The organism is Agrobacterium sp. 22-210-1, from assembly GCF_053522525.1.
Window position 1 is genome coordinate 782714 of the sequence record NZ_JBNWCI010000003.1, and the last position, 26505, is coordinate 809218.

General features: G+C 60.8%; 22 protein-coding genes. 18 read left to right on the forward strand and 4 right to left on the reverse strand.

The window, feature by feature from the left end; translation table 11 throughout:
• Window positions 1-19: 19 nt before the first annotated feature.
• The 9 genes from ACQZ5F_RS21880 (at window position 20) to ACQZ5F_RS21920 (ending at window position 10842) form a co-directional block, all read left to right on the forward strand.
• The gene (locus tag ACQZ5F_RS21880) at window positions 20-1207 is read left to right on the forward strand and encodes a galactarate dehydratase (protein WP_046801257.1); all 1188 of its coding nucleotides are present in this window, start codon (window positions 20-22) and stop codon (window positions 1205-1207) included.
• The gene (locus ACQZ5F_RS21885) at window positions 1194-2060 is read left to right on the forward strand and encodes an aldose 1-epimerase (RefSeq protein WP_225338189.1); all 867 of its coding nucleotides are present in this window, start codon (window positions 1194-1196) and stop codon (window positions 2058-2060) included. Before ACQZ5F_RS21880 ends, ACQZ5F_RS21885 begins: the two co-directional genes overlap by 14 nt.
• A gap of 136 nt (window positions 2061-2196) precedes the next feature.
• On the forward strand, window positions 2197-2997 hold the full coding sequence (locus ACQZ5F_RS21890) for a FadR/GntR family transcriptional regulator (protein WP_137087926.1): 801 nt from the start codon (window positions 2197-2199) through the stop codon (window positions 2995-2997).
• 78 nt (window positions 2998-3075) lie between these two features.
• Window positions 3076-4584, forward strand: a complete 1509-nt coding sequence (locus tag ACQZ5F_RS21895; protein WP_052820570.1) for an ABC transporter substrate-binding protein — start codon at window positions 3076-3078, stop codon at window positions 4582-4584.
• Between the two features lie 67 nt (window positions 4585-4651).
• Window positions 4652-5599 (forward strand): ABC transporter permease, encoded by a 948-nt coding sequence (locus ACQZ5F_RS21900; protein ID WP_006311351.1) that lies wholly within the window; start codon window positions 4652-4654, stop codon window positions 5597-5599.
• A 10-nt stretch (window positions 5600-5609) separates the two neighbouring features.
• On the forward strand, window positions 5610-6482 hold the full coding sequence (locus tag ACQZ5F_RS21905; protein ID WP_003505690.1) for an ABC transporter permease: 873 nt from the start codon (window positions 5610-5612) through the stop codon (window positions 6480-6482).
• 21 nt (window positions 6483-6503) lie between these two features.
• Window positions 6504-8288 carry a gamma-glutamyltransferase family protein gene (locus ACQZ5F_RS21910; RefSeq protein WP_225338190.1) on the forward strand — a complete coding sequence of 595 codons (1785 nt, stop codon included), beginning with the start codon at window positions 6504-6506 and terminating at the stop codon, window positions 8286-8288.
• A gap of 4 nt (window positions 8289-8292) precedes the next feature.
• A complete protein-coding gene (locus ACQZ5F_RS21915) occupies window positions 8293-10104 on the forward strand; it encodes an ABC transporter ATP-binding protein (RefSeq protein WP_225338191.1) in 1812 nt (603 codons plus the stop codon).
• 93 nt (window positions 10105-10197) lie between these two features.
• A complete protein-coding gene (locus ACQZ5F_RS21920) occupies window positions 10198-10842 on the forward strand; it encodes an ankyrin repeat domain-containing protein (protein ID WP_052820573.1) in 645 nt (214 codons plus the stop codon).
• A gap of 30 nt (window positions 10843-10872) precedes the next feature.
• Here the strand turns inward: ACQZ5F_RS21920 and ACQZ5F_RS21925 are convergent, their stop codons facing one another.
• Together ACQZ5F_RS21925 and ACQZ5F_RS21930 are read right to left on the reverse strand one after the other, a co-directional pair.
• Window positions 10873-12990 (reverse strand): sensor histidine kinase, encoded by a 2118-nt coding sequence (locus ACQZ5F_RS21925; RefSeq protein WP_225338192.1) that lies wholly within the window; start codon window positions 12988-12990, stop codon window positions 10873-10875.
• A complete protein-coding gene (locus tag ACQZ5F_RS21930) occupies window positions 12987-13733 on the reverse strand; it encodes a response regulator transcription factor (protein ID WP_052820575.1) in 747 nt (248 codons plus the stop codon). The genes ACQZ5F_RS21925 and ACQZ5F_RS21930 overlap by 4 nt, the downstream gene beginning before the upstream one ends.
• Window positions 13734-13973: 240 nt before the next feature.
• On the opposite strand from ACQZ5F_RS21930, the gene ACQZ5F_RS21935 reads away from it, so the two are divergent.
• The 4 genes from ACQZ5F_RS21935 to ACQZ5F_RS21950 all read left to right on the forward strand — a co-directional run bounded on the left by ACQZ5F_RS21935 (window position 13974) and on the right by ACQZ5F_RS21950 (window position 19487).
• Window positions 13974-14972, forward strand: a complete 999-nt coding sequence (locus ACQZ5F_RS21935; protein ID WP_225338214.1) for an ABC transporter substrate-binding protein — start codon at window positions 13974-13976, stop codon at window positions 14970-14972.
• Between the two features lie 114 nt (window positions 14973-15086).
• Window positions 15087-16112, forward strand: coding sequence for an ABC transporter substrate-binding protein (locus ACQZ5F_RS21940; protein WP_046801267.1), 1026 nt, complete (start codon window positions 15087-15089; stop codon window positions 16110-16112).
• 85 nt (window positions 16113-16197) lie between these two features.
• Window positions 16198-18429 (forward strand): ABC transporter permease, encoded by a 2232-nt coding sequence (locus tag ACQZ5F_RS21945; protein WP_137087931.1) that lies wholly within the window; start codon window positions 16198-16200, stop codon window positions 18427-18429.
• Window positions 18426-19487, forward strand: coding sequence for an ABC transporter ATP-binding protein (locus ACQZ5F_RS21950; RefSeq protein ID WP_046801269.1), 1062 nt, complete (start codon window positions 18426-18428; stop codon window positions 19485-19487). The genes ACQZ5F_RS21945 and ACQZ5F_RS21950 overlap by 4 nt, the downstream gene beginning before the upstream one ends.
• Window positions 19488-19493: 6 nt before the next feature.
• Here the strand turns inward: ACQZ5F_RS21950 and ACQZ5F_RS21955 are convergent, their stop codons facing one another.
• The gene (locus ACQZ5F_RS21955) at window positions 19494-19694 is read right to left on the reverse strand and encodes a hypothetical protein (protein ID WP_046801318.1); all 201 of its coding nucleotides are present in this window, start codon (window positions 19692-19694) and stop codon (window positions 19494-19496) included.
• Between the two features lie 187 nt (window positions 19695-19881).
• Between ACQZ5F_RS21955 and ACQZ5F_RS21960 the strand changes: the two genes are divergently transcribed.
• The 5 genes from ACQZ5F_RS21960 to ACQZ5F_RS21980 all read left to right on the forward strand — a co-directional run bounded on the left by ACQZ5F_RS21960 (window position 19882) and on the right by ACQZ5F_RS21980 (window position 26189).
• Complete coding sequence (locus ACQZ5F_RS21960; RefSeq protein WP_046801270.1) at window positions 19882-20220, forward strand: GCG_CRPN prefix-to-repeats domain-containing protein; 339 nt, start codon at window positions 19882-19884, stop codon at window positions 20218-20220.
• A 162-nt stretch (window positions 20221-20382) separates the two neighbouring features.
• Window positions 20383-21078 (forward strand): superoxide dismutase, encoded by a 696-nt coding sequence (locus tag ACQZ5F_RS21965; RefSeq protein ID WP_225338193.1) that lies wholly within the window; start codon window positions 20383-20385, stop codon window positions 21076-21078.
• 103 nt (window positions 21079-21181) lie between these two features.
• Entirely contained in the window at window positions 21182-22171 is a 990-nt protein-coding gene (locus tag ACQZ5F_RS21970) for a Bug family tripartite tricarboxylate transporter substrate binding protein (RefSeq protein WP_046801272.1), read from the forward strand.
• 461 nt (window positions 22172-22632) lie between these two features.
• Complete coding sequence (locus ACQZ5F_RS21975; protein WP_080843275.1) at window positions 22633-24423, forward strand: ABC transporter ATP-binding protein; 1791 nt, start codon at window positions 22633-22635, stop codon at window positions 24421-24423.
• 179 nt (window positions 24424-24602) lie between these two features.
• Window positions 24603-26189 (forward strand): ABC-F family ATP-binding cassette domain-containing protein, encoded by a 1587-nt coding sequence (locus tag ACQZ5F_RS21980; RefSeq protein ID WP_225338194.1) that lies wholly within the window; start codon window positions 24603-24605, stop codon window positions 26187-26189.
• Here the strand turns inward: ACQZ5F_RS21980 and ACQZ5F_RS21985 are convergent.
• On the reverse strand, window positions 26170-26499 hold the full coding sequence (locus ACQZ5F_RS21985) for a tetratricopeptide repeat protein (RefSeq protein WP_137087934.1): 330 nt from the start codon (window positions 26497-26499) through the stop codon (window positions 26170-26172). The two genes, ACQZ5F_RS21980 and ACQZ5F_RS21985, sit on opposite strands and share 20 nt — an antisense overlap.
• Window positions 26500-26505 lie beyond the last annotated feature (6 nt).

Below are 26505 nucleotides of genomic sequence, written 5' to 3' on the forward strand. Positions count from 1 at the left end.
TCACGAGGAAGAATAAAGCATGAAAATCGATCGCATGCGGGTATTCGTCACCCGCGACAAGGACCGTCCCCGCGTTGTCGTCGCTCTCGATACCGATGACGGTCTGACCGGCTGGGGTGAATGTTACAATCACGGCCCCGATCTCGCCTTACCGCCGTTGCTGGATTACCTCTACGGTTTCCTTGCCGGGCAGGATCCGACACGGGTGGAGTATCTCTACAATCTTCTTCTGCAACAGAACCGTTTTCCGCCCGGCGCGCTTGGTCTGTCGGCAATCTCGGCGCTTGACCATTGCCTGTGGGACCTTGCCGCCAAGGCGGCCGGCGTGCCGGTCTACAAGCTGCTGGGCGGCGAAGTGCGCGACCGCATCAAGGTCTATGCCGGTGTCTATACCGCCCCGGACGCACCGGCGGCGAAAGAAGAGTTCGATCGTCTGAACGAGGACTGGGGCTTCACGGCTTTCAAGCTCAGCCCGTGGCGCGTCGATATCCACGCCCATCGCTGGGGAGAGGTGGTGCGCAGTTCGGCCGAATATTTCCGCTCGCTTCGCGAGACCGTTCGTCCCGATTACGATATCGCCTTTGATGCCCATGCCAAGATTTTCGAGCCTGCCGCTGCCCGCCAGCTCGGCAACGCGCTTGCGCCTTACGATCCGCTGTTTTTCGAAGAGCCTTTGCGTCCGGAAAACATCGAGATGTGGGGAGACCTGAAACAGGGGCTGAACTGCACGCTGGCAACAGGTGAAAGTCTTTATAATCGCAATGAGTTCTTGCGGCTTCTTCAAGTAAAGGGTGCGGATATCATCCAGCCTGATATCTGCGTCGTCGGCGGCATCTCGGAGATGCGCCGCATCGCCACGCTTGCGGAAGCCCACTTCGTCAGCATCGCGCCGCACAACCCGATGGGGCCGCTCGCCACCGCCGTCAATGTGCATTTCTCCGCCGCCCAGCAGAATTTCCGCATTCTCGAATACCGGCTGCCGAAAGGGCAATGCTACGTCTATGGCGGCACCGATCTGGAAAAACGCGAAGATGAAACCCGTTATGTCGTCGACCCATACCTGCCGAAGGACGGATATCTGGAACTGAGGCCGGATCGCCCCGGCTGGGGTGTAGAGATGGATGAAAAAGCCATGCAGGAGGATGGCTATGTTCACTGGCAGAGACGGGTGCCGAAGCGGCCTGACGGCTCCTATGCCTTCGCCTGAGACGGTTGCGATAAGCTGCGGGCAGCTCTCTGCCCGCCTGCGCCCCGCCTGGGGCGGCAGAATGACTCATCTGCACCATGCGGACTACGGCGATATTCTGGTGCCGACAAGCGAGGACGCTTTCGAGCCGTTCAACTGGCCGCGCGCCGGAGCCTATCCGCTGTTTCCTTACCACAACCGGCTTTATGGCGGCTCCTTCGTTCATGCGGGCATCCGTCATGGGCTTTCGCCCCATCCAGCCCTTGCGCCGGATGCCATGCATGGGCCTGCTCACCGGCGCGCCTGGGAGATTTCAGGTCTGGCTTCGGATCGGGCCGGGCTGGTGCTTGACTATGAGGCTGACGGGGAATGGCCTTTTTCCTTCCGCGCTGAACAGTCCTTTCTGCTTGAAGACGCCGGCCTCACGGTGGAACTGTCGATCACCAATCTGGCGGATGTGCCGGCACCAATGGCGCTGGGATGGCACCCCTATCTGGCTGCCGGCCTTGGTTGCGACGCGCGCACGGACGCCAGACTGCAATATCCGTTGGACCCGCAGAACGTGCCGACCGGCCAGTCTGCAATTCCCCGCCACATGGCCGCCATTCCCGCATCGACGGGGTACACGCTGCATTACACCGGCTGGTCAAATGCGCATGTGCAATTGGGCAGGTTTTCACTGTTGATCGAGGCCGATCCCGTTTTCGGCCATCTGGCTGTTCACCGCATGGACCGCTATCTTTGCCTCGAGCCCGTTTCCATGGCGGCCGGAGCGCTCGGCCTGCCGGAGATGCACCGGGAAGCGCTAGGTATCAGGATCGTCGCGCCCGGCGCGCGTCTGTCAGGGCGCATCCGGCTTTCCATCAGCTCCTGAGGGCAGGCAGGGAGGCGAGAATGCCCTGCCTCTGCGTCCTGTCTTCCCATTCAAAAAAACGCCACATGCCCATATTTTGAGCGTCAAAAATCGTCGCTCAAAAATGCGCTTGACGTCGGCGAAAATTTCTCACCAAATGAACCAATATCAGATTGGTTCAAGCAAATGGTGCGGTGTGGCGGCAGGCCCTAACGATAATTCCAACTACGCCTTGGCGCGGTTGCGTGACTATATTCAGGCGAATCATCTCACCAGAGATGGGCGTTTGCCGACGGAGCGGGCCTTTGCGGAGACTTTTAATGTCGGCCGTCGTTCAATCCGCCGCGCTCTGGAGGTTCTGGAGGCCGAAGGCCTGATCTGGCGGCGGCAGGGGGCCGGAACCTTTGTGGGTGAAAAACCGGATGATTGGTCCGCACAGGTCACGGAACTGGTCGCCGGCACGGATTTCATGGAAATCATGGAAGTGCGCCTGCGCATCGAACCGCAGCTGGCGCAGCTCGCGGCCATGCGCGCCAAGCCGGCCGAGGTGGAGCGCATGCGCGCCCTTGTTCAAAAGACCGGCCAGAGCACGGATGCCGACGCTAAGGAATTGTGGGATGGCTCGCTCCATCGCCAGATCGCCCAGAGTGCCGGCAACAAGCTTTTCCTGTCGATCTTTGATGTTGTGAACCGCATCCGCCAGGATGATGCATGGCAGTCGATCCGCGAGCTTGCCCGGCGCAGCGGCACGAATGGCAGGGCGTCTTTCGAGCAGCATATGGCCATTGTCGAGGCCATTGCCGACCGTGATCCGGCGCGCGCCGGTGAAGCCATGCGCCAGCATCTTCTCATGCATCAGGAAAGGCTGATCCGCGCCACCTCGCTCGGCTTTCTGGAGGAGGAAACCGGGGAGGGCAATGCGGCCGAAGCCGATAATTCGCTGACCGAGGCCTCCTGAGGCCGCGGACGAAAACCGTCGTCCCTCAAGGGGCGGCCAATGACAAAAAGTCAAAATAACCAGACCAGAGGAACGAACATGAAGAAAATCCAGACATTGACTGCGGCGCTATTGGCAAGCGCATTGCTGGCCGCGCCGGCGCTATCGTCCGAATTGCGCATCGGCCTGAACGACGACGCCGATGTGCTCGACCCCGCGCAGTCGCGCACCTTCGTCGGCCGCATCGTCTACACCGCCATGTGCGACAAGCTGGTGGATATCTCGCAGGACATGAAGATCGTGCCGCAGCTGGCTACCGAATGGGCGTGGTCCGAAGGCGGCAAGGTGCTGACCATGAAAATCCGCGATGGCGTCAAGTTCCACAATGGCGAGACGCTGGACGCGGCCGCCGTTGTCGCCACCATCGAGCGCAATATCACGCTGCCGGAATCGCGCCGCAAAAGCGAGCTGTCCTCGGTCGAGAAGGTTGAGGCGACGGGACCGCTGGAGGTGAAATTTACGCTGAAGACGCCTGACGTTACCCTTCTGGCGCAGCTTTCCGACCGCGCCGGCATGATCGTTGAACCCAAGGCGGCCAAGGAACTGGGCGCGAATTTTGGTTCGAAACCGGTTTGCGCGGGGCCGTTCAAATTTGTCGAGCGTATCCAGCAGGACCGTATCGTGCTCGAGAAATTCGCTGACTATTGGGATAAGGACAAGGTCCTCGTCGACAAGGTCGTTTATCTGCCGATCCCCGATACGACCGTGAAGCTTGCAAACCTTCGCGCAGGCGACCTCGATATCGCCGAGCGTATTTCGGCGTCCGATGCGGAATCCGTCAGGAACGACTCCAAGCTGACCTATGCCGATGTGATCGGGCCGGGTTACATGGCCATGTATGTCAACATGAACAATGGCGCGCGTGCGGATAATCCGCTCGGCAAGGACAAGCGCCTGCGTCAGGCATTCTCCTATGCGATTGACCGCGAGGCGATCGGCCAGATCGTCTTTGAAGGCACCTCCAAGGGCGGTAATCAGGCCTTCCCGCCGACGAGCCCCTGGTTCAACCAGAGCCTGCCGGTGCCGCCGCGCGATATCGACAAGGCCAAGCAGTTGATGAAGGAAGCGGGTTACGAGACGCTCGACGTCGAACTTCAGCACGCCAACAACACCACGCAGACACAGATGATGCAGGTCATCCAGTCCATGGTGGCCGAGGCCGGCTTCAACGTCACCCTGAAGGCAACCGAGTTTGCGACGCTTCTGTCCGAACAGACCGCCGGCAACTACCAGCTCAGCCGTTCCGACTGGTCGGGACGTATCGATCCCGATGGCAACCTGCACCAGTTCGTCACCTGCAAGGGCGGCATCAACGACGTGAAATATTGCAATCCCGAGGTCGACAAGCTGCTGAACGAGGCCCGCGCCTCGACCGAAGATGCGGTCCGCAAGGAAAAATACGATGCCGCAAGTGTCATCCTCAACGATGACATGCCGATCATCTATCTCGGCCACCAGCCTTATGCCTATGCCATCTCCAACAAGGTCAAGGGCTGGGCACCGTCGCCGGATGGCATGATCCGTCTTCTCGGCGTCAGCAAGGACTGACAGCTTTGAACAGGTCGCACGGCTTGCCGTGCGGCCCCCAGCACCGGACTCAAACGGGGGCAATGCCATGCCTGTTTATATCGGCAAGCGACTGCTGGTCGCGATCCCGACGCTTCTCATCATTTCCATCTTCGTCTTTTCGCTGCAGAAATTGTTGCCGGGCGATCCGGTCCTTGCCATGGCGGGCGAGGAGCGCGATCCCGCGACGATTGAATTCCTGCGCGAGAAATATCGCCTGAACGACCCCGTGCCGCTGCAATATCTCAACTGGCTGGGCGGCGTGGTTACGGGTGATTTCGGCATTTCGCTGCGCACCAACCAGCCGGTGCTGGAACTGATCGGCCAGAAGCTGCCGGTCACCATTCAGCTTGCCGTCATGGCGATGTTCTTTGCCATGGTCATCGGCATTCCCATCGGCATTCTGGCCGCCGTCAAGAAGAACACGTGGATCGATTATACGGCCAATATCGTGGCGCTCTCCGGCCTGTCGATCCCGAATTTCTGGCTCGGCATCATGCTGATCCTGCTGGTGTCGGTCAAACTCGGTTGGCTGCCGGCATCCGGTTATGAATCGATCTTCGTAGACCCTGTCCGCTCCATCGAAACCATGATCATGCCCGCCTTCGTGCTCGGCAATGCGCTTGCGGCGACGCTGATGCGCCATACCCGCTCGGCGATGGTGGCGGTCTTGAGTTCCGACTATATCCGCACCGCCCGCGCCAAGGGGCTTTCGCCACGCGAAATCATCCTGTCGCACAGTTTCCGCAACGCGCTTCTGCCCGTCATCACGCTGCTGGCGCTGCTCTTCGGTGAATTGCTGGCCGGCGCGGTTCTGACGGAGCAGATATTCACCATTCCCGGCTTCGGCAAGATGACCGTCGATGCGGTGTTTACGCGTGACTATGCCGTCGTGCAGGGCATCGTGCTCTGCACCGCCGTCGGCTTCATCCTCATGAACCTTCTGGCCGACATTGCCTATGTCCTGCTCAACCCCCGCCTCAGGGCGACAATCTGAGGCTGATATCATGACCGTTCTCGATCAAAACCTCTCCGTACCGGCGACACGGCAGGAAAGCCGCGCCTGGAAAAAAATGAAGCGCAACAAATCGGCGCTTGTCGGCATGATCATCGTGCTGTTTTTCGCCGTGCTTGCCATCGCCGCGCCGATCCTGCCGATTGCCGACCCGGTTGCGACCAGCTGGTCGGCCATCCGCAAGGCGCCATCGGCGGCCCACTGGCTCGGGACCGATGATCTCGGCCGCGATATTCTCTCGCGCATGATCTATGGCGCGCGCGCTTCGCTGATGGCAGGCGTCGTCTCCGTGATGATCGCCGTTGTGATCGGTGTGCCGTTCGGGTTGATTTCAGGTTATTTCGGCGGCTGGGTGGATATGGTCATATCGCGCATCACTGAAGCGCTGCTGGCCATGCCGTTCCTGATCATGGCGATTGCACTGGCTGCCTTTCTCGGCCCGAGCCTCACAAATGCGATGATTGCCATCGGCCTTTCCGCCATGCCGATTTTCGTGCGGTTGACGCGCGGGCAGGTGCTTGCCGTCAAGATGGAAGATTATGTCGAAGGCGCAAGGTCCATCGGCCTCAACCATATCGATATCATGACCCGTTATATCCTGCCGAATGTCTTTGCCCCCATCATCGTGCAGGCGACTCTGACGGTGGCGACCGCCATCATCGCGGAGGCGAGCCTTTCCTTCCTCGGTCTTGGCCAGCAGGCGCCGGCCCCATCCTGGGGTTCCATGCTGAACACCGCGAAGAATTTTCTCAGCCAGGCGCCGTGGATGACGATGTGGCCCGGCATCGCAATCTTCCTCGTCGTCATCGGTTTCAATCTTCTGGGCGACGGCCTGCGTGACGCGCTCGATCCGCGCGAAGCATGATTTTTTACAAGGAATATCGGAATGAATGAATTCACCACACGCCCTGAAATCCTTGGCACCTTCGGCGTCGTCACCTCCACGCACTGGATCGCCTCGGCCGTTGGCATGGCGATCCTCGAAAAGGGCGGCAATGCTTTCGACGCCGCCGTCGCCACCGGTTTTGTCCTCCAGATTGTCGAGCCGCATCTGTGCGGTCCGGGCGGCGATATGCCCGCCGTGTTTTATTCGAAGCAGAAGGACAAGGTCGAAGTCATCTGCGCACAGGGCCCGGCCCCGAGCGGTGCGACGATCGAACATTACACTTCGGAAGGGCTGAAGCTGATCCCAGGCGACGGGCTGCTGGCCACCGTCATTCCCGGTGCCTTCGACGGCTGGATGCTGATGCTGCGCGACTATGGCACGATGAGCGTGCGCGACGTGCTGGAACCCGCCATCTATTACGCCGAACATGGGCATCCGACATTGCCGCGTGTCTCCGCCACCATCAAGGGGCTGGCCGATTTCTTCGAGAAGGAATGGCCGACATCCCATGAGACATGGCTGCCGGGCGGTGCGGCACCCGAACCTCACGCCAATTTCAGGAACCCTGTCCTTGCCGCGACCTATCAGCGGATCGTCACCGAAGCCGAAGCGCGCTCCGGCCGCGAAAACCAGATCGAGGCGGCACGCGATGCCTTCTACCGGGGTTTCGTAGCGGAAGCCATCGACAGTTACGTAAGGTCGGCGGAGGTGATGGATGCCAGCGGCGCAAAGCATAAAGGGGTGCTGACGGCGCAGGACATGGCGGATTGGAGCGCGACCGTCGAAGCGCCGCAGACATTCGACTATCATGACTGGACGGTTGCCAAGACACCTGCCTGGGGGCAGGGTCCGGTTCTGCTGCAATCGCTCGCATTGCTGAAAGGTTTCGACATCGCGGCCATGGACCCGTCCGGTCCCGATTTCATCCACACCGTCGTCGAAGCCATGAAGCTCGCCTTTGCCGACCGCGAGGTCTATTACGGCGATCCGGAATTTGGGCAAATCCCGACGGAATATCTTCTTTCCGAGGGCTACAATGCCGGACGCCGGGCGCTGATCGGCGGCGAGGCGTCGCTGGAGCTGCGCCCCGGCACCGTGCCGGGTTATGAAAACCAGGTGGACGCCACCATGGCCATGCTGGCCGAGATGAGCGGCAAGGGCACCGTCTACGAGCCGACCATGTCGCATCTGACTGAGAAGCGCGGGGACACGGTGCATATCGATGTCATCGACCGCTGGGGCAACATGGTCTCCACCACGCCTTCGGGCGGCTGGCTGCAATCTTCGCCGATCGTACCCGGTCTCGGTTTCGCGCTCAATTCCCGCGCCCAGATGTTCTGGCTGAAGGACGGCCTGCCGACCTCGCTTGCGCCGGGCAAACGCCCGCGCACGACGCTGACGCCGTCGCTGGCGCTGCATCAGGGCCGTCCCGCCATGGTCTTCGGCACACCCGGCGGCGACCAGCAGGACCAGTGGCAGCTGCCCTTCTTCCTGCGTTATGCGCATCACGGCAAGAACCTGCAGTCGGCCATCGATATGCCCCTGTTCCACACCTCGCATTTTCCGGGTTCGTTTTATCCGCGCACCAGTTCGCCGGGTGAAATCATGGTGGAAAGCACGGTGGGGGAGGCCACGCTCGACGAGCTTCGCCGTCGCGGCCACCGGGTCACGGTTGCCGATGCCTGGTCGGTCGGGCGATTGACTGCTGCGCGGCGGAATGCGGATGGCCTGTTGCGGGCTGCGGCAACACCGCGGCTGATGCAGGCCTATGCGGTGGGGCGTTGACACCATGGAAACAAAACCAGTCCTCTCCGTCCGTAACCTGACGACGTCGTTTCTCGTCGATGACGAATGGAAAAGCGTCGTGCGCAACGTCTCTTTCGATGTTGCGCCAGGCGAAACCGTCGCGATTGTCGGCGAATCCGGTTCCGGCAAGTCCGTCACCTCGCTGTCGCTCATGCGTCTGCTTGCGCCTTCCTCCAGCCGGATCGAAGGCGAAGTGCTGCTCAACGGCCGCAACCTGCTGGCGCTTTCCGAAAAGGAGATGCGCGGCGTGCGCGGCAACGATATCTCGATGATCTTTCAGGAGCCGATGACCTCGCTCAATCCGATCTTCACCATCGGCCGTCAGATTTCCGAAGTTCTCATTCGCCACAAGGGGCTTTCGAAACAGCAGGCGCGGGCGGAGACGGTGCGGCTTCTGGAAAAGGTCCGTATTCCCAATGCGGCCGGCCGTTTTGACGAATATCCGCATCAGTTTTCCGGCGGCATGCGCCAGCGGGTAATGATTGCCATGGCGCTCGCCTCGCGGCCGAAACTGCTGATCGCCGATGAGCCGACGACGGCGCTCGACGTCACCATTCAGGGGCAAATCCTCGACCTGATCAAACTGCTTCAGGAAGAGGAAGGCATGTCGGTCCTTTTCATCACCCACGACATGGGTGTGGTGGCCGAGATCGCCGACCGGACGATCGTCATGTATCGCGGCGATGAGGTTGAGACCGGACCGACCGAGGCGATATTCAAACGCGGCAAGCACCCCTATACGCGGGCGCTGCTTTCGGCGGTGCCGAAGCTTGGCTCGATGCGTGATCGGCAATGGCCGACACGTTTTCCCGTGCTCGACATGAAAACCGGTCTTTCAACCGAAGCCGAGGAGGTGGCCGAGACGGTTGCGAGCGGTCAGACGCCGGTTCTGTCGGTCAAGAACCTCGTGACGCGTTTCCCCATCCGCTCCGGCCTGCTGGCGCGCCAGACGGGTGCGGTTCATGCCGTCGAAAACGTCTCCTTCGATCTGTTCCAGGGGGAGACGCTTGCGCTGGTCGGTGAATCCGGTTGCGGAAAATCCACCACCGGCCGCTCGATCATGCGCCTCGTGGAGCCTTCGTCCGGCGATGTATCGCTTGACGGTTACGATGTGATGCGGCTCGATACGGTCGGCCTGCGCAACATGCGCAAATCCGTCCAGATGATCTTTCAGGACCCGTTCTCCTCGCTCAATCCGCGCATGACGGTGGGGACGGCGATTTCCGAACCCTTCATCAAGCACAAGCTGGGCACCACGAAACAGGCGAAGGAAAAGACCGCCGATCTTCTGCAGAAGGTTGGCCTTTCCGCTGATATGGCCGGTCGATACCCACATGAGTTTTCCGGCGGCCAGCGTCAGCGCATCGCCATTGCCCGGGCGCTTGCGCTTGATCCCAAGGTCATCGTTGCCGATGAAAGCGTCTCGGCGCTTGATGTTTCGATCAAGGCGCAGGTCTGCAACCTGTTGCTCGACCTCCAGCAGAGCCTCAACCTCGCCTTCCTGTTCATCTCGCATGACATGGCGGTGGTGGAGCGCGTCAGTCACCGTGTGGCGGTGATGTATCTCGGCGAGATCGTCGAAATCGGCCCGCGTGCTGATGTCTTCGACAATCCGCAGCATGCCTATACGAAAAAGCTGATGGCGGCGGTGCCGGTTCCGGATCCGGCGCGGCGCGGAATAAGGCGCGGCGTTTCCAATGACGAGCTGAAAAGCCCGATACGGGCAATGGGATATGAAACGCCTGTACGGACTTACAGGACCGTTTCACCCGGCCATTTCGTGCAGGTGGCCTGAGGCGGCAAAAAAGCGGGTCTTGAAGCGAATGCCGGTCATCTGGAATAATGGCGCTGCCCGCACCACCGGTGCCGGCATTCTTTCGAGGTGACGATGCGACGACTGGTTTTATGGGGAGTGCTGATGATGGCCCTTGGCGCAAATGCTGAGGCTTCCGTTCTGGAAGCCGTAACGGCGAAGGATCACGCGAGGCTCGAACAGCTTTTGAAAAACAGTGGCGTCACCGAAGAGCGGAACGCGCAGGGCCAGACGCCTCTTCTGGTTGCCGTCTGGCAAAATGATGTGCCGGCGGCACGCCTGCTTATCGAGGCCGGTGCCGATGTTGATGCCCGCGACAATATCGAGGACAGCCCCTTTCTGGTGGCGGGTGCGCAGGGCAGAACCGAGATCCTGCGGATGATCCTGAAAAAGGGCGCAAACCTTGAAAGCACCAACCGCTTTGGCGGCACCGCCCTCATTCCGGCTGCCGAAAAGGGACATCCGGAAGCCGTCGATATGCTGCTTGCAGCCGGTTTGGATGTCGATCACGTCAACCGGCTTGGGTGGACGGCCCTGCTTGAAGTCACAATCCTGAGAGATGGCGGGGCGGTATCCCAGCGGATCGTCCGGTCGCTTCTTGCCGGCGGCGCTGACGTTGCAGTGAAGGATTTTGACGGAAGGACCGCGCTTGCCCATGCACGCGAAAGAGGGCTTACGGAAATCGTTGCACTGCTTAAGGCCGCCGGCGCGAAGGACTGACCGGCCGCTTGGCCGAGCACGCGAGCGGCTTCAGGCCGACCTTTGCGCCAGCCCGGTGCCTGCCGGAAATGTCAACTGCACCTTCGCCCCTTCACCCGGCTTGGAACTGATATGCGCCTCGCCGCCGCTCTGGCGCACGAAGCCATAGACCATGGCAAGGCCAAGGCCCGCGCCGCCATGGTCCCCACGGGTGGTGAAATAGGGTTCAAAGGCCTTGTCCACTGCCTCCGGCGTCATGCCAATGCCTTCGTCGGTGACTGATATCACCAGTGCATCCTTCTCGCAGGCCGCCTCGATTGAAATCAGGCCGCCATCTGGCATGGCGGCCGCCGCATTGAGGCAGAGGTTGAGGATGGATTGCTCGAAAAGCGCCGGGTCGAGCGGGATTGTGGGAAGGTTGTCGTCGAGATCGAGCGCGATCCGGCATTTGGGGCCGACCGCGATCTCTAGGATGTCGGCCATGCCGCGCAGCAGGTTGGCGACATTGATTGAGCTTGGATGGATCGGCTGCTGGCTGCCGATGGTCAGCATGCTGCTGGCGAGAGACCGGCCGCGATCCGCCGCCTTGCGGATACGGGCAATGTGCCGGTTCTGGCGGTCGTTGAACCCGGCCTCGCGCTCCAAAAGCCCGAGACTGCCGGTGATGATGCCGATCATGTTGCCCACCTCATGGCTGACCTGATGCGTCATGCGCATGATGCCGTCCAGCCGCTGGGCCTTTACGGCTTCCGCTTCCTGCCGGTCGAGCGCCGTGACATCGCGGGCAAGCAGCACGATGCCGCCATCCGGCTGGCGCGACATCGATACTTCGATCACCCGTTCGTCCGCGGTGCGGTGGCGCACAACGGCGCGCTCCATCAACGCGCCCTTTTCGCTCTCGAACGGCAGAAGCATCGGATCGATTTCCGGGACCGGTTCGACAAACCGGCGGATCGGCAGTTTTCGCGACGAGCCGGAGCGTCCGACCAGTTCGATGATGCGGCGGTTCATGGTGATCGGCCGGCCGGTTGCATCAAACAGCGCTATGCCCTCATTCATGTTGCGGAAGGTCGAGCGGATGGTGCGGGCCGCCGCTTCCGCCGTGCGCCTGAGGCGCGAGACGCGGTCGACGCTGTCATGAAAGGCGCGGAATGCGTCAAGCAGACGGATCAGCTCCGTTTCCGAGCCGCTATAGGAAGGCGGGCCGACATCCTTTTCGCCTTTGGCGAGCGCATTCATGCCGTTGGAGAGCGCCGCGATCCCGCGCGACACCCGCATTACCGAGCGGATGGAGAGGATAGCCACCACCAGAACCAGAAGCGAGGCCACGGCCACGATGACCAGCAGCCGGTTGAGTGCATCGGAGGTGGAGATCAGGTCTTCGTTCAGGCTGCGGGCAACCGCATCGCCCTGGGTTTCCGTGACATGGGAGAGGTCGCGCGACACGGTATGAAGCCGCGACACCGAGGCGCGGATGGCGAACATTTCAAGGAGATAACGGCTCTGGGCCGCAAAGACCCGCTCATAGGGTTGCATCTCGGCCAGAGGCAAGCGCTCGCCGGGGTAACCCTGCTGACGCGCGGTGGTTTCGGCGACATAACGGCGGCGCAGTTCACCCAGTTGGAAGAGGCTGTCGGATGCGGAGGCGGCCTGCACGATGCCGTTCATGCGCCGGCGCAGCTCCGGGTCGGCAATGCCGCGACCGGTAGCGATTTCGCCGAGTGCCGCCGCCGCTTCCGCCTTGTGCGCCTGTGCGGCATCGGCATCCCTGGCGAGATCGAGCGTCTGCGCCCGGATAAGCTGGAGCAGTTCGACGATGCGTTCGCTCGCAAAGCCGCGTGCTGCCCGCTCCCCGCTGGCTGGCCCGGTCATCTCCAGCAGCAGGTCGACCTGCTGGACCACGGAGCGGCTTTCGCTGGAAACGCGATAGGGCGAGGCGGCATTCATCAGGAAAGGCGCGCTGGAGACGAGATCGGAGACCTGCCGGGAGACCAGCGACGCCTTGGCGAGACTGGAAAAGGCCTGCAAGCCATAGGCCGCCATCTCATCGCGGGCGCGCTGCAGGCCATAAATGGCGATGGCCGACAGGCTGAAGACGAGGACGCAGGTAAAGACGATCGCAAAGGGCAGGCGAAACGCGATCGAGGAAAGGAAGGAACGGCTGATCACGGGGAAAGCTCGCCCTCGTCGGTATGGAGCACATATCCCTTACCGCGCCGGGTCTTGATATGGCGCGGCAGATCGGGGTTTATCTCGATCTTGCGCCGCAGCCGCAGCACCAGCACATCGACATTGCGATCGATATAGCGGTCGCTTTCCGAACCCAGCCGGTCGAGGATCTGCGAACGGCTGACGGGTTGGTTTGGTGTTTCGGCGAGAATTTCAAGCAGCGCGAATTCGGCACTGGTCAGCGTGCGGCTGCGGTCCGCAAGGCAGACGGCCCGGCGGGCATCGAGATCGATCGCCCAGTCGCCGAGGCGCAGCGCCGTGCGGCCATGGTCACGCTCGCTGTCCTTTTCCTGTTTCAGCGAGGGGATCGTCCGGCGCAGAACGGCCTTGATCCGCGCCGTCAGTTCGATGGGTTCAAAGGGTTTGACGACATAATCGTCGGCGGCCGTTTCCAGACCGAGAACCCGGTCGGCGGCGCTGCCGGCGGCCGTGACCATGACGATGCCGATATCGCTATCGACCTTGCTGCGCAGCCGCTGGGCGAAAGTGCGGCCGGACGTGCCGGGCAGATTGTGATCAACGAGCACCAGCTGCATCCTGTCCCGCGCCAATATCTCGTCCGCTTCCTCGGCGGAGCGGGCGCAGGTGGGCAGCCAGCCCTCGGCCTCGACGAGGTCCGAGATAAGCTCGGCCATATCAGGATCGTCCTCGACGATCAGAATGCGAACCTTCTGATTAAGCACGGCATCTTCCTCCCGCCATCATCATAGGCGCGGCTGCGGCGATCTTCAAAGGCTCGCTGGTTATCTCCCCCGTCATAATTGTAATATCTGTAATCTTGTTCGGCGGTGCAGTGAAAAATTGGTAACCATTCTTCGATTGCGGTACGGGCCGAATGTGACATGCTGTTTGTGGAGACTGGAACGGGGAGGTTCCAGGCAGGGAGGCTTTAAGTGAAACGATTGACCGCACTTGCGGCGAGCATGGCTCTATGGCTGTGCGGCGCAGGGCATGGCATGGCCGAGCCGAAGTTGAACGTCCTGTGCGGCGTCGACGAGTCCTGGTGTGTGGCCATGCAGCGGGCCTTCGAGGCAAAGACGGGCCTTGAGATTTTAATGGTTCGCAGGAGCACCGGCGAAATCCTCGACCAGATCCGTGCGGAACGATCCCACCCGACAGTCGACGTCTGGTGGGGTGGCACGGGCGATACCCATTTGCAGGCCGGCTCGGAAGGGCTGCTGGACGAGTATCAGCCCCTGCATCCACAGGACCTGTTGCCCTGGGCGCAGAATTTTTATGCCATGTCCGGATCAAGGTCCGCCGGCATTTATGCCGGAGCACTGGGTTTTGCCTATAATTCCGAACTGCTCGCCAGAAACAATCTGCCGGCTCCCACCTGCTGGAAGGATCTGGCGAAGGACATTTATCGTGGCCATATCCTGACCGGCAATCCAAACTATTCAGGCACTGCCTTCACCATGCTCGCCACGCTGGTGCAGCTGTTCGGCGAGGAGGAGGCCTTCGGTTTCATGACGAAACTGAACCGGAATGTCGTCGGTTATACCAAGGTGGGTGCAGCGCCCGTCAAGGCGGCGGCGCGGGGCGAGGTCGTGATCGGGATTTCCTTCATGCATGACGCGGTGACCCAGAAGATCGAAGGATTTCCGCTGGTCATCGTCGCACCCTGCGAGGGCACCGGTTACGAGATCGGGGCGGTCAGCATCGTCAAGGGCAACCGTAATACGGCCCTTGCGCAGGCCTTCGTGGAATTTGCGCTGAGCCCGGAGGGGCAGGCGACCGGAGCTGCGGCGGGCCAGAACCAGGTGCCGTCCAACGCCCGGGCGACATTGCCGCTCACCGCACCCGATATATCGATGATCAAGATGGTGGACTATGACTTCGCCACTTTTGGCCAACCCGAAGAGCGAAGTCGGTTATTGAGCCGCTTCGACAGCGAAATCCACCCGAGCCAGACCCAGTAGGGCCAAAAACCAACACCTCGAAAAGACAGCGTGCGCGCCGCAGGGCGCCGCGACCGGCAGCGCCATGTCCGCGCGCTGCCCAGGAATTCAGACGCAAGCTACAGGAGGATAACCATGCGACTGACGATACTTTCCACCCTGCTTTTTGCCGGCACGGCACTGAGCGCCGTTTCCGCGCAGGCGGCGGGCGAACTGAACCTCATCTGCTCGGCCGATGTCGTCATCTGCGAACAGATGAAGGGCGATTTTGAAAAGTCGCACGACATCAAGGTCAATATGGTGCGCCTGTCTTCGGGCGAGACCTATGCCAAGGTGCGCGCGGAAGCCCGCAACCCAAAGACCGATATCTGGTGGGCCGGTACCGGCGATCCGCATATGCAGGCCGCCTCGGAAAACCTGACGCTGGAATACAAGTCGCCGATGCTCGACCAGTTGCAGGACTGGGCCGTGAAACAGGCCGAAAGCACCGGTTACAGGACTGTCGGCGTTTATGCCGGTGCGCTGGGCTGGGGCTACAACACCGAAATCTTCAAGTCGAAGGGTTACAAGGAGCCGAAGTGCTGGGCCGACCTGCTGGCGCCGGAGCTGAAGGGCGAAATCCAGATCGCCAATCCGAACTCTTCGGGTACCGCCTATACCGCGCTTGCCTCGCTCGCGCAGATCATGGGCGAAGATCAGGCGATCGACTATCTGAAGAAGCTCAACGTCAATATCTCGCAATATACCAAGTCGGGTTCCGCACCGGTCAAGGCGGCGGCGCGCGGCGAGACGGCGCTCGGCATCGTCTTCATGCATGATGCGGTGGCGCAGACGGCGGAAGGCTTCCCGGTGAAGTCGATCGCGCCGTGCGAAGGCACGGGTTACGAAATCGGCTCCATGTCGATCATCAAGGGTGCCCGCAACCTCGACAATGCCAAGACCTGGTACGACTGGGCGCTGAAACCGGAAGTGCAGTCGCGCATGAAGGACGCCAAGTCCTTCCAGCTTCCCTCCAACAAGACGGCGGAAGTGCCGAAAGAAGCGCCGAAGTTCGAGGATATCAAGCTCATCGACTACGACTTCAAGACCTATGGCGATCCGGCCAAGCGCAAGGCGCTTCTGGAACGTTGGGACCGTGAGGTTGGTGCGGTCGCCAACTGATCTTAACTCCGGCGACAGGCATCCCGGCTTTTAAAGCCGGGGTGTCCGCCACTCTCTCATCGGCATGAAATAAGCGAGGTCGGCCATGACACGTGGCAATCGCAGGCTGGACATCGTCCTGGCGTTCGGGGCTTTTGCCCTCATTCTTCTTCCCTGGTATCGCATCGAAGGCGGCTTTTTCAGCTTCCGCTGGCTGTCCGGATTTTTCTCCACCGCTAGCAATGCGCCCGGTGTGCTGCAAATATTGTCCTATGGAAAACCATGGCTTGTCGGCATCGTTCTTTTCTTCCTCGCCGCATGCCTTGTCCGGCCAATGCGTGATCCGATGCGCCGGGGTGGGTTGCTTGCCTTTATCGGTGCTGCCGGTCTCGTTTTTCTTGCTTTGCAGGGGCTGGCGATCGGCTTTACCGGCTGGACATGGACGATCAGCGAAAACCTCTTTGGCATGCTTGCCGATGGTCAGGCGTCCATGGGGGCGGGGGCCGTCGTCATGTCGTTCGTCTTCGTGCTGCTTTTCGCCTTCGGTCTTGCCGAACGTGGCGTCATGAAAGGCGACGCCTTCGTCGTCGGCGCCATTTCCGTTCTGGTATTCCTCGTTGCGGTTTTTGTCTTTTATCCGATCGGCAGCATGCTGATCGCATCCGTTCAGGATTTCGACGGCTCCTTCAATGCCGATGGCTTTATCCGCAATATCCAGGATCCCGGCATCTGGAGCCTTGGCTGCGTGGCGGGCGAAGAGCGTTGCGGCGTTGCCTGGCGCACATTGTTTCTGGCCCTAATGACCGCCTTCGGCTCGACCGTGCTCGGTCTCGGCTTCGCGCTGATCGCCACCCGCACCCGCTTTCCCTTCAAGAAGGGCCTGCGGCTTCTCACCGTTCTGCCGATCATCACGCCGCCTTTCGTCATCGGCCTTGCCCTGACGCTGCTGTTCGGCCGCGCCGGCGTCGTCACCGAATGGCTTTCCTATCTCTTTGGCATCGAGCCGGGTCGCTGGCTTTATGGCATGACCGGCATCTGGATCGCGCAGGTCCTGTCCTTCACGCCCATCTCGTTTCTGGTGCTGATCGGCGTGGTCGAAGGTGTCAGCCCGTCGATGGAAGAAGCCTCACAGACGCTGCGCGCCGACCGCTGGCGCACCTTCTGGCGGGTGTCGCTGCCGCTGATGAAGCCCGGTCTCGCCAATGCCTTCCTGATCGGCTTCATCGAGAGCATGGCGGATTTCGGCAATCCACTGGTGCTTGGCGGCACGCATGGCGTGCTGTCGACGGAAATCTTCTTTGCTGTCGTCGGCTCGCAGAATGATCCCTCCCGCGCCGCGGTGCTTGCTATCATCCTCCTGTGCTTCACGCTTTCGGCCTTCCTTGCCCAGCGTTTCTGGCTGGCAGGCAAGAATTTCGCCACGGTGACGGGCAAGGGCGACAGCGGCGCGCATATCGCCCTGCCGCGCGGCCTGTCCATCGGTGTTCACGCCATCGTCGTACCGTGGATGGTCTTCACCATCGTCGTTTATGGCATGATCCTTGTCGGTGGTTTCGTGAAGACCTGGGGTCTCGATAATTCCCTGACCTTCGATCACTACATCCGCGCCTTTTCCGTCAGCTTCTCGAACGGCTCGATCGCCTGGACGGGTGTTGCCTGGAACTCGTTCTGGACGACGATGGAGATCGCGCTGGTTTCGGCGCCGCTCACCGCTGCCGTCGGTCTTCTCACCGCCTATATCATCGTGCGGCAGAAATTCGCTGGTCGGAACCTGTTCGAATTCGCGCTGATGATGAGCTTTGCCATTCCCGGTACGGTCATCGGTGTCAGCTACATCATGGCCTTCAACCTGCCGCCGGTGGAAATGACGGGCTCGGCGCTGATCCTGATCGCCTGCTTCGTCTTCCGCAACATGCCGGTCGGCGTGCGCGGCGGCATCGCGGCGATGAGCCAGCTCGACAAGAGCCTTGATGAGGCCTCGCTGACGCTGCGGGCCAATAGTTTCCGCACCATCCGCAAGGTCATCCTGCCGCTCTTGAGGCCCGCAATCACGGCTGCGCTGGTCTATTCCTTCGTGCGCGCCATCACCTCCATCAGCGCCGTCATCTTCCTCGTCAGCGCCCAGTACAACATGGCGACGTCCTATATCGTCGGTCTCGTCGAAAACGGCGAATATGGTGTGGCGATCGCCTATTCCTCCATGCTGATCGTGGTGATGATCACCGTCATTACCGGCTTCCAGCTCATTGTTGGTGAGCGACGCCTGCGGCGCGAAAACCGCGTCGCCGGCCTGCCATCCGCTTCCTCCGTTCCTCTTGCCCAGGAGAAAACCGCATGATTTCCGTAAAGCCCGGCTCCGTCACCTTTCAGAATGTCCGCAAGACCTTCGGCGCCTTCACCGCCATTCCCGACCTGTCGCTCACCATCGAGCCCGGCACGCTGGTAACCCTGCTCGGTCCCTCCGGCTGCGGCAAGACGACGACGCTGCGTATGCTGGCAGGTCTTGAACATCCGACCAGCGGCCGCATTCTCATCGGCGACAAGGATGTGACCATGCTGCCTGCCAATGAGCGCGATGTCTCGATGGTCTTCCAGTCCTATGCGCTTTTCCCGCACATGACGGCGCTCGACAATGTCGCTTACGGCCTGCAATCCTCGGGATTGCGCAAGGCGGAAGCGCGGGAAAAGGCGGAAGAGGGGTTGAAGCTCGTCGGCCTCGCCGGCATGGGCCATCGCCTGCCGGCAGAACTTTCCGGCGGCCAGCAGCAGCGCGTCGCGGTTGCCCGCGCGCTGGTGCTGGAGCCGCAGGTATTGCTGCTTGATGAGCCGCTTTCCAACCTCGATGCCCGCCTTCGCCGCCGGGTGCGTACCGAAATTCGTGAATTGCAGCAGCGGCTGGGGTTCACCGCCGTTTATGTGACGCATGATCAGGACGAGGCATTGGCCGTTTCGGACAGAATCATCGTGATGAAGGATGGCGAAATCGCCCAGTCGGGTGCGCCGCGCGATCTATACGAAGCACCGGCCTCAGCCTTCATCGCCGATTTCATGGGTGAGGCGAATGTCGTCGGCTGTGAGGTGATCAGCATTGAGGGGCCGGATGCGCTGATCCGCGTCGGCGGCATCGATCATCGGGTTTCGGCGCGCAATGCCCGGCCCGGTCCGGCCAAGCTTGCCGTGCGTCCGGGTTCGATTGCCATCGGCCAGCCGGGCGGGCAAGGGGTCGCCGGCCGGGTGCTGCACAGCGCTTATCTCGGCGGCCATGTCGAATATGAGGTCGAGACCGATATCGGCACGCTCTTCATCGTCGACCATGCGGTCGAGGTGAGCCTGCCGCCGCAAAGCGATGTCACGCTGGGCTTCAGGAGCCGGGGTATTGCGCTGATCCAGTCGTGACGGGCTTCAGTCCTGCGGATCGGGCATGATCCACCAGAACAGCTGCACGAGGTCGCTCCAGGTGCGGGCGAGATCATCCATCATGGCATTCACCTCCATATAGAGGTGAATGGCCAGAAGCGTGAAAAGCCCCAGCAGCAGCCATGGCCAGAGCGGGCGTCTGCCCGCCGGTTTCGTTTCGTGCTTTTCGTCCTGATTGATGTCCAATCGCCATCTCCCCGTGACCTTGAGACCTACGATCAAAACCGCGCTGCTGCAACCGGTCGTCTGGAGGCGCGCGGCCACGTCCTCGCCATGAAGTGCGGCGCCCTGCCACAAAAACACCCAGATTCATTCAGCCGCAGTTCACCCGCCGGGGCGCTAAATCCCGACATCCCATAAGGAGGGAGATGACATGCGTAAGATGATTTTTGGCGCAGGAATGATACTCAGCGCCCTGTTCGGCACCGGCGCGAACGCCATGCCCGTGGGTCAGCCATCTGCACCCGCGACATCCAATGTTCAGACCGTCGACTATGCCTGCGGACGTGGCTTTCATCTGTCGCCGCGCGGCTATTGCCGTCCAAACGGCCCGCCGCGTTATGAGCGCGGCTGGGACAGGCGCGACCGCTGGGAAGGCCGCCGCGAATGGCGCGAACGTCAGGCCCGCAGAGAATGGCGGGAACGGCGAGATCGCCGCGACTGGCGGGAACACCGTGAATGGCGTGACCGTCGCGATTATTATCGCTGGTAATCGGCCAGGCCCTCTCTTAACCGGGAGGGCCTTTCTCTTGTCGTGTATCATCACGCCTTTGTCTGCCGACCCACGGCTCAATCCCCAATTCAACTGGAATTGAGGAAACCTCGGCGGTGCTCGCGGGTTAACCCGGGATGTCGACATTCAAAGGAGGATACCATGAACATTTCAAGGCGTAGCATTCTGGCAGCCGGTGCGGTCACCGCCGCCGCCACTATTTTCCCCCGTCCGTACGTGGCGCATGCCGCATTGCCGCTGGCGCAGCCACCGCTCCCGTTTGCCCAAGCCGATCTTGCGCCCGTCATTTCCGAAAAAACAGTTGGCCTACATTACGGTAAACACCACAAGGCCTATTACGACAAGCTGAACACGCTGGCAGCCGGCACACGTTATGCCGACATGGCACTGGTGGAAATCGTCACCGAATCTGCAAAATCGAAGGACGCTGACGATATCAAGATTTTCAACAACGCCGCTCAGGCGTGGAACCACGTTGCCTATTGGGATCAGTTCGTTCCGGGCGGACCCAACCAGCCGACCGGCGATCTAGCGGCGCAGGTCAACGAAACCTTCGGCGACTATGAAGGCTTCATCAAAAGGGCGGTGGATGTTTCCGACACGGTCTTCGGTACCGGCTGGGTATGGCTGACACGCGGCGACGATAACAAGCTTGCGCTCATCGGATATGAAGACGGCAAGAACCCGGTCGCCGTCGGTCGCCCCGCCTATCTGGGCATCGATATCTGGGAACACGCCTATTACGTCGATTATGAAAATCGCAAGCCCGAACATATCCGCGCCGTGCTGGACAAGCTGGTGAACTGGCGGGTCGTCGAAGAACGCGTCAAAGCCTGAGACCGGTACACTCGTCCCCTCCCGTAAACACCAATGGCTTGCCCCGAGGTGCTTTTGAGCTACTATGCCGGCATGGCGGGGAGGCCATGTTACAGGAGGGTTCATGAATTACCGGTTTTCGAAACGGCGCATGGTGTTGAAGCTTGCCGCTACGGCAGCTTCTTTTTGCATGCTGGGAATGACGGCGAGCGCCGAGGGTTTTCCCGATCGGACCATTACGCTGGTCGTGCCTTTCGCTGCGGGCGGCTCCACCGATGTGGTGGCGCGTGTCATCGCGCAGAAGATGGGCGATGAGCTTGGCCATCAGATCGTTGTTGAAAATGTCGCCGGCGCCGGTGGCAATCTCGGCGCCGACCGTGTCGCCCGGGCAGAGCCGGACGGCTATACGATCCTGATGGGCACGGTTGCGACCCATGCGCTCAACCCGCTCATCCTCAAAACAAAGCCTTACGATCCGGAAAAGGATTTCGCCCCGGTTTCCTTGCTGGTGGTGGTGCCGAATGTGCTGGTCGTCAATCCGAAGCTCAACGTCAACAGCGTTGCGGAACTGATTGCGCTTCTCAAGGCCGAGCCGGATAAATATGCCTATGCCTCTTCCGGCAATGGCACGCCGCTGCATCTTTCAGGCGAACTGTTCAAGAGCATGGCTGGTGTCAGCATGCAGCATGTTCCCTATAAGGGAGCAGGCCCGGCGCTCAACGATCTTCTCGGCAACCAGATTTCGATCATGTTCGACAATCTGCCGTCGTCATCCGGCCACATCAAGTCCGGAACATTGCGGGCGCTTGGTGTGACAACCACTGAGCGCGCTTCATCCTTTCCGGATATGCCGACCATTGCCGAGACAGTGCCGGGTTATGAAACCTACACCTGGAATGCGCTCTTTGCGCCTGCCGGCACGCCGGCCGGCGCGATCGATAAGCTCAATGCCGCCGCCAAGAAAGCGCTTGCCGATCCGAATGTGGCCGCGCGCATGGCGGAGTTCAGCGCCAAGATCGTTGCTTCGTCACCCGATGAGCTGAAAAGCCACGTTGCGGCCGAAATCGCCAAGTGGGAACCGGTCGTCAAAAATGCAAATGTGCAGATGGACTGATCGGGAGCGCTAATCCCGGTATCTTCGATACCTCGCTGCGCACTCCGTGCTGGGGTGCGCAGTAGCAGCTGCCGCTGCAGAACCGTAACCGAAGCTGTCATTGTCCGGCCAGGAACGGGCCTGCCACATCGGCCAATGTGTCGTTTCCGCATCACTTGCCATAAGGTTGCAAAAACCCGCTTGGCAAGCTCAAATCACTCAGCTACAAAACGTATCACCGCGTCAGATCAAACAAAGGGAGGCGTTGCATGACACCAGCATTCACCGAAAACCTCCCGCAGGGAATGACCCGACACTAGGTCATATCCATTCGAGGCCCGCCCTGCGCGCGCCCGACATGCGGTTTTTTCCTTCATAGCCCGATTGATCTGACGGGATCATTTCGTCTCCCGTCCGGGCTGTGCCATCCAACTTCCGTTTTGAGGACCGGTTGCCGATTTTCTGGCGCCGTGCTGGTTAAAATGTCTCGCAAGAAGCTCGATTTCCGCGCCGATGCCTATCGTCATGTGCTCGGCTTTGTTTTTCACCACTGGAGCCACCGGCCGGCACTGGTGGGTTTCATCATCGTGCTGGTCATTGCCAGCACGCTGGCCGAAGTCATGGTGCCGGTTTTTTCCGGCCAGATCGTTGATGCCATTGCCGGCGGCAACGGGGCGGACAAGGCGCTGCACGCTTTTGTCATCGTGGTGTCGCTGGGTCTCACCAGCGTGGTGCTGCGCTGGTTCATCTTTAACGGCATCATCAGGCTCACGCTGAAAACCATGGCTGACGTCACCAATAACGGCTTCCACAAGGTGCAGCGTTTCTCGACTGACTGGCATGCCAACAGCTTTGCCGGCTCTACGGTGCGCAAGATCACGCGTGGCATGTGGGCGCTGGATTCGCTGAACGACCTGCTGCTCATCGCGCTTCTGCCGTCCCTCGTGATGCTGGTCGGCGCCACCATCGTGCTGGGCAGCTACTGGCCGGTCATGGGCCTCATCGTTGGCCTCGGCTCGCTGATCTATGTCGGTGTCACCGTGGCTCTTTCCATGGGTTATGTGTCGCCTGCGGCACGGCTTGCCAATGCCTGGGATACAAGGCTTGGCGGGGCGCTGGCGGATGCCATCAGCTGCAACTCGGTCGTCAAGGCCTTTGGCGCTGAAACGCGTGAGGAAACGCGGCTGGGCCATGTGCTGGTGAAATGGGATAACCGCACGCGCAGGACATGGCGGCGCGGTACGCTGAATGGCACCATTCAGAGCTTCATGATGGTGTCCATGCAGGCCGGCATTCTCGGCACCGGTCTCATCATGTGGCGACAGGGGCTGGCGACGCCGGGTGATATCACCTTCGTGCTTGCCATGTTCTTCGTGTTGCAGGGTTACCTGCGTGATGTGGGGCAGGATATCCGTAACCTGCAACGCGCCGTCAACGACATGGAAGAGCTGGTGCTACTGGACAAGATGCCGCTTGGCGTCGAAGACAGGCCGGATGCCGCGCGGCTTGATATCGGCAGGGGCGAGATCGTCTTCGATCACGTCACGTTCCAATATGGCGCGCATCCCACCCCGCTTTATGATGACTTCTCGGTCACCATCAAGCCGGGCGAGCGTGTGGGGCTGGTTGGTCATTCCGGCTCGGGCAAGACAACCTTCGTCAAGCTCATCCAGCGCCTTTACGACATCAAGTCGGGCGCAATCCGCATCGACGGGCAGAATATCGCCGGTGTCACGCAATCGAGCCTGCGCGGCCAGATCGCCATCGTGCAGCAGGAACCCATCCTGTTCCACCGCACGCTGGCGGAAAACATCGCCTATGGCCGGCCGGGTGCCTCAAGACGGGAAATCGAGCAGGCGGCAAAACAGGCCAGCGCCCATGAGTTCATCATGTCCCTTCCAAAAGGGTATGAGACCATGGTCGGCGAACGCGGCGTTAAGCTCTCGGGCGGGGAACGCCAGCGCGTCGCCATTGCCCGTGCCTTCCTTGCGGATGCACCGGTGCTGATCCTTGACGAGGCCACTTCGAGCCTCGACAGCGAAAGCGAAGTGCAGATCCAGCAGGCCATGGAACGGCTGATGGATGGCCGCACGACGCTGGTCATCGCGCACCGGCTCTCCACGGTCAGGGCGCTGGACCGGCTGCTGGTGTTCGACAAGGGCAAGATTGTCGAAGAAGGCGACCATCAGGCGCTTATCCGCCTCAATGACGGCATCTATCGCCGGTTGTTCGAGCGGCAGGCGCTGGAACTGACCAAGGGCCTGGTGGCCTGAAACAATGAAACGCCGGAGTTCACCCTCCGGCGTTTCATGGCAACTTCAAACCTGCGCCACGAACGCGCCGCTTTTTTCCATTAGTAGCGCTCTCTCCGCAATACCAACAGGACGGTGAACCATGGATTTCAACCCGATCACAAAGCCGCAACGCCTTGTCATCCGGAGAAACCATATCCATGCCTTGTTCCATCACCCTTTCAGACCTCTCATGGTCCACGCCTGACGGTCATCCGCTCTTTTCCCACATCAATCTTCGCTTCGGCCTCGAACGAGCCGGCCTTGTCGGGCGCAACGGCGTTGGCAAGACGACGCTTCTGAAGCTGATTGCCGGCGAATTGTCGCCGTCCGCCGGCACGGTGTCCGTCTCCGGCCGGATAGGCGTTCTCAGGCAAATCGTGCAGGTGATGCCCGGGGAGACCGTCGCGGATCTTTTCAACGCGCGGGAGGCGCTCAAGGTTCTTTCCCGCGCCGAGGCGGGGCAGGCGACGCTGGAGGAGCTTGGTGACGTTGACTGGATGCTGGAGGAAAAAATCGCCGATGCGCTGGCTGATGTCGGGTTGGACGCTTCGCCGTCAACGCTGCTTTCGGCATTGTCCGGCGGGCAGCGCACACGGGCGGCACTTGCAGCCCACATCCATGCCGCCCCGGACTTCTTGATCCTCGATGAGCCGACCAACAATCTCGACCGTGACGGTCGTCTGTTCGTTGCCGATTTTCTGGCCGGTTGGCGTGGCGGAGCGATTGTCGTCAGCCATGATCGGGAACTTCTCGATACGTTTGATGCGATCGTCGAAATGACGACGCTGGTCGCAACCCGTTATGGCGGCAACTGGAGCCATTACCGTGCGCAAAAGGCACTGGAACTGGCGGCCGCCGAACAGGACCTCGCCAGCGCCGAAAAGCGCCTGTCCGAGGTTAGGCGACGGTCGCAGGAGGCACTGGAACGCAAGGCCCGGCGCGACGCAAAGGGCGCCGCAAAAGCGGCAAAGGGGGATATGCCGCGCATTGCCGCCGGTGGCATGAAAAGGCGTGCCGAAAACACCAGCGGCGACAATGCCAATCTCGCCAGTCGTCTGAAAGCCGAAGCGACCGACGATTTGCAGACGGCGCGACAGCGGATCGAAGTCCTTCAGGACCTTACTGTCACCCTGCCACCCAGCGGGTTGCACAAGACCAGAACCGTGCTGAGCCTGCAAAACCTGACCGCGGGATATTCGGGAAAACAGCCCGTGTTCGCCGATCTGTCCTTCGAAATCAACGGCCCGCAGCGCGTGGCCGTGACAGGCCCGAACGGATCGGGAAAAACGACGCTGCTTTCCGTGATCAGGAAGGAACTGACGCCGTTGTCAGGAACGGTCCACCTCGGTGTGACGTCCGTCTTTCTGGACCAGCAGGTCAGCCTGCTGGATCCGAAGCTGTCGATCCGCGACAATTTCCTTCAACTCAACCCGCAGGCCGGAGAGAACGCCTGCAGGGCAGCGCTTGCCCGCTTCATGTTTCGTGCCGATGCCGCCTTGCAGATCGTCGGAACGCTTTCGGGTGGACAGATGCTGCGCGCGGGTCTCGCCTGCGTTCTTTGTGGCCCGCAGCCGCCGCAATTGCTGATTCTCGATGAACCGACAAACCATCTGGATATCGATTCCATCGCGGCCGTGGAGGCCGGCCTGAGAGCCTATGACGGAGCGCTTCTGGTTGTCAGCCATGATGAGGCATTTCTTGGCAAGATTGGCATCGATCGGCGGCTTACCCTTGGCGGACCGTGAGGCGTCGTGATTGCACACGCCGAAGCCGGACGTCCATCTGCCGTTTTGCCTGGATGTCACCCTTTTTCATGGCGACCGCGCTGCCTTCAACCCACGCGGCAACGGCGCCGTCATCGTCTCCGAGATGCAAAAGGCATTCGCCAAGTGCCGCCCAGGCCGCTGAGTAATCGTGGTCCTGGTGAACCGCCTCGCGCAGATGTCGCGCCGCATCGTCGAATTGCCGCGCGGCCATCAGGGCCTTTGCGAGTGAAAAGCGCAGGAGTGGGGCATCTTTACCGTCTTCCAGCATTTTCAGGAGCTTTTCAATCATCGTCAT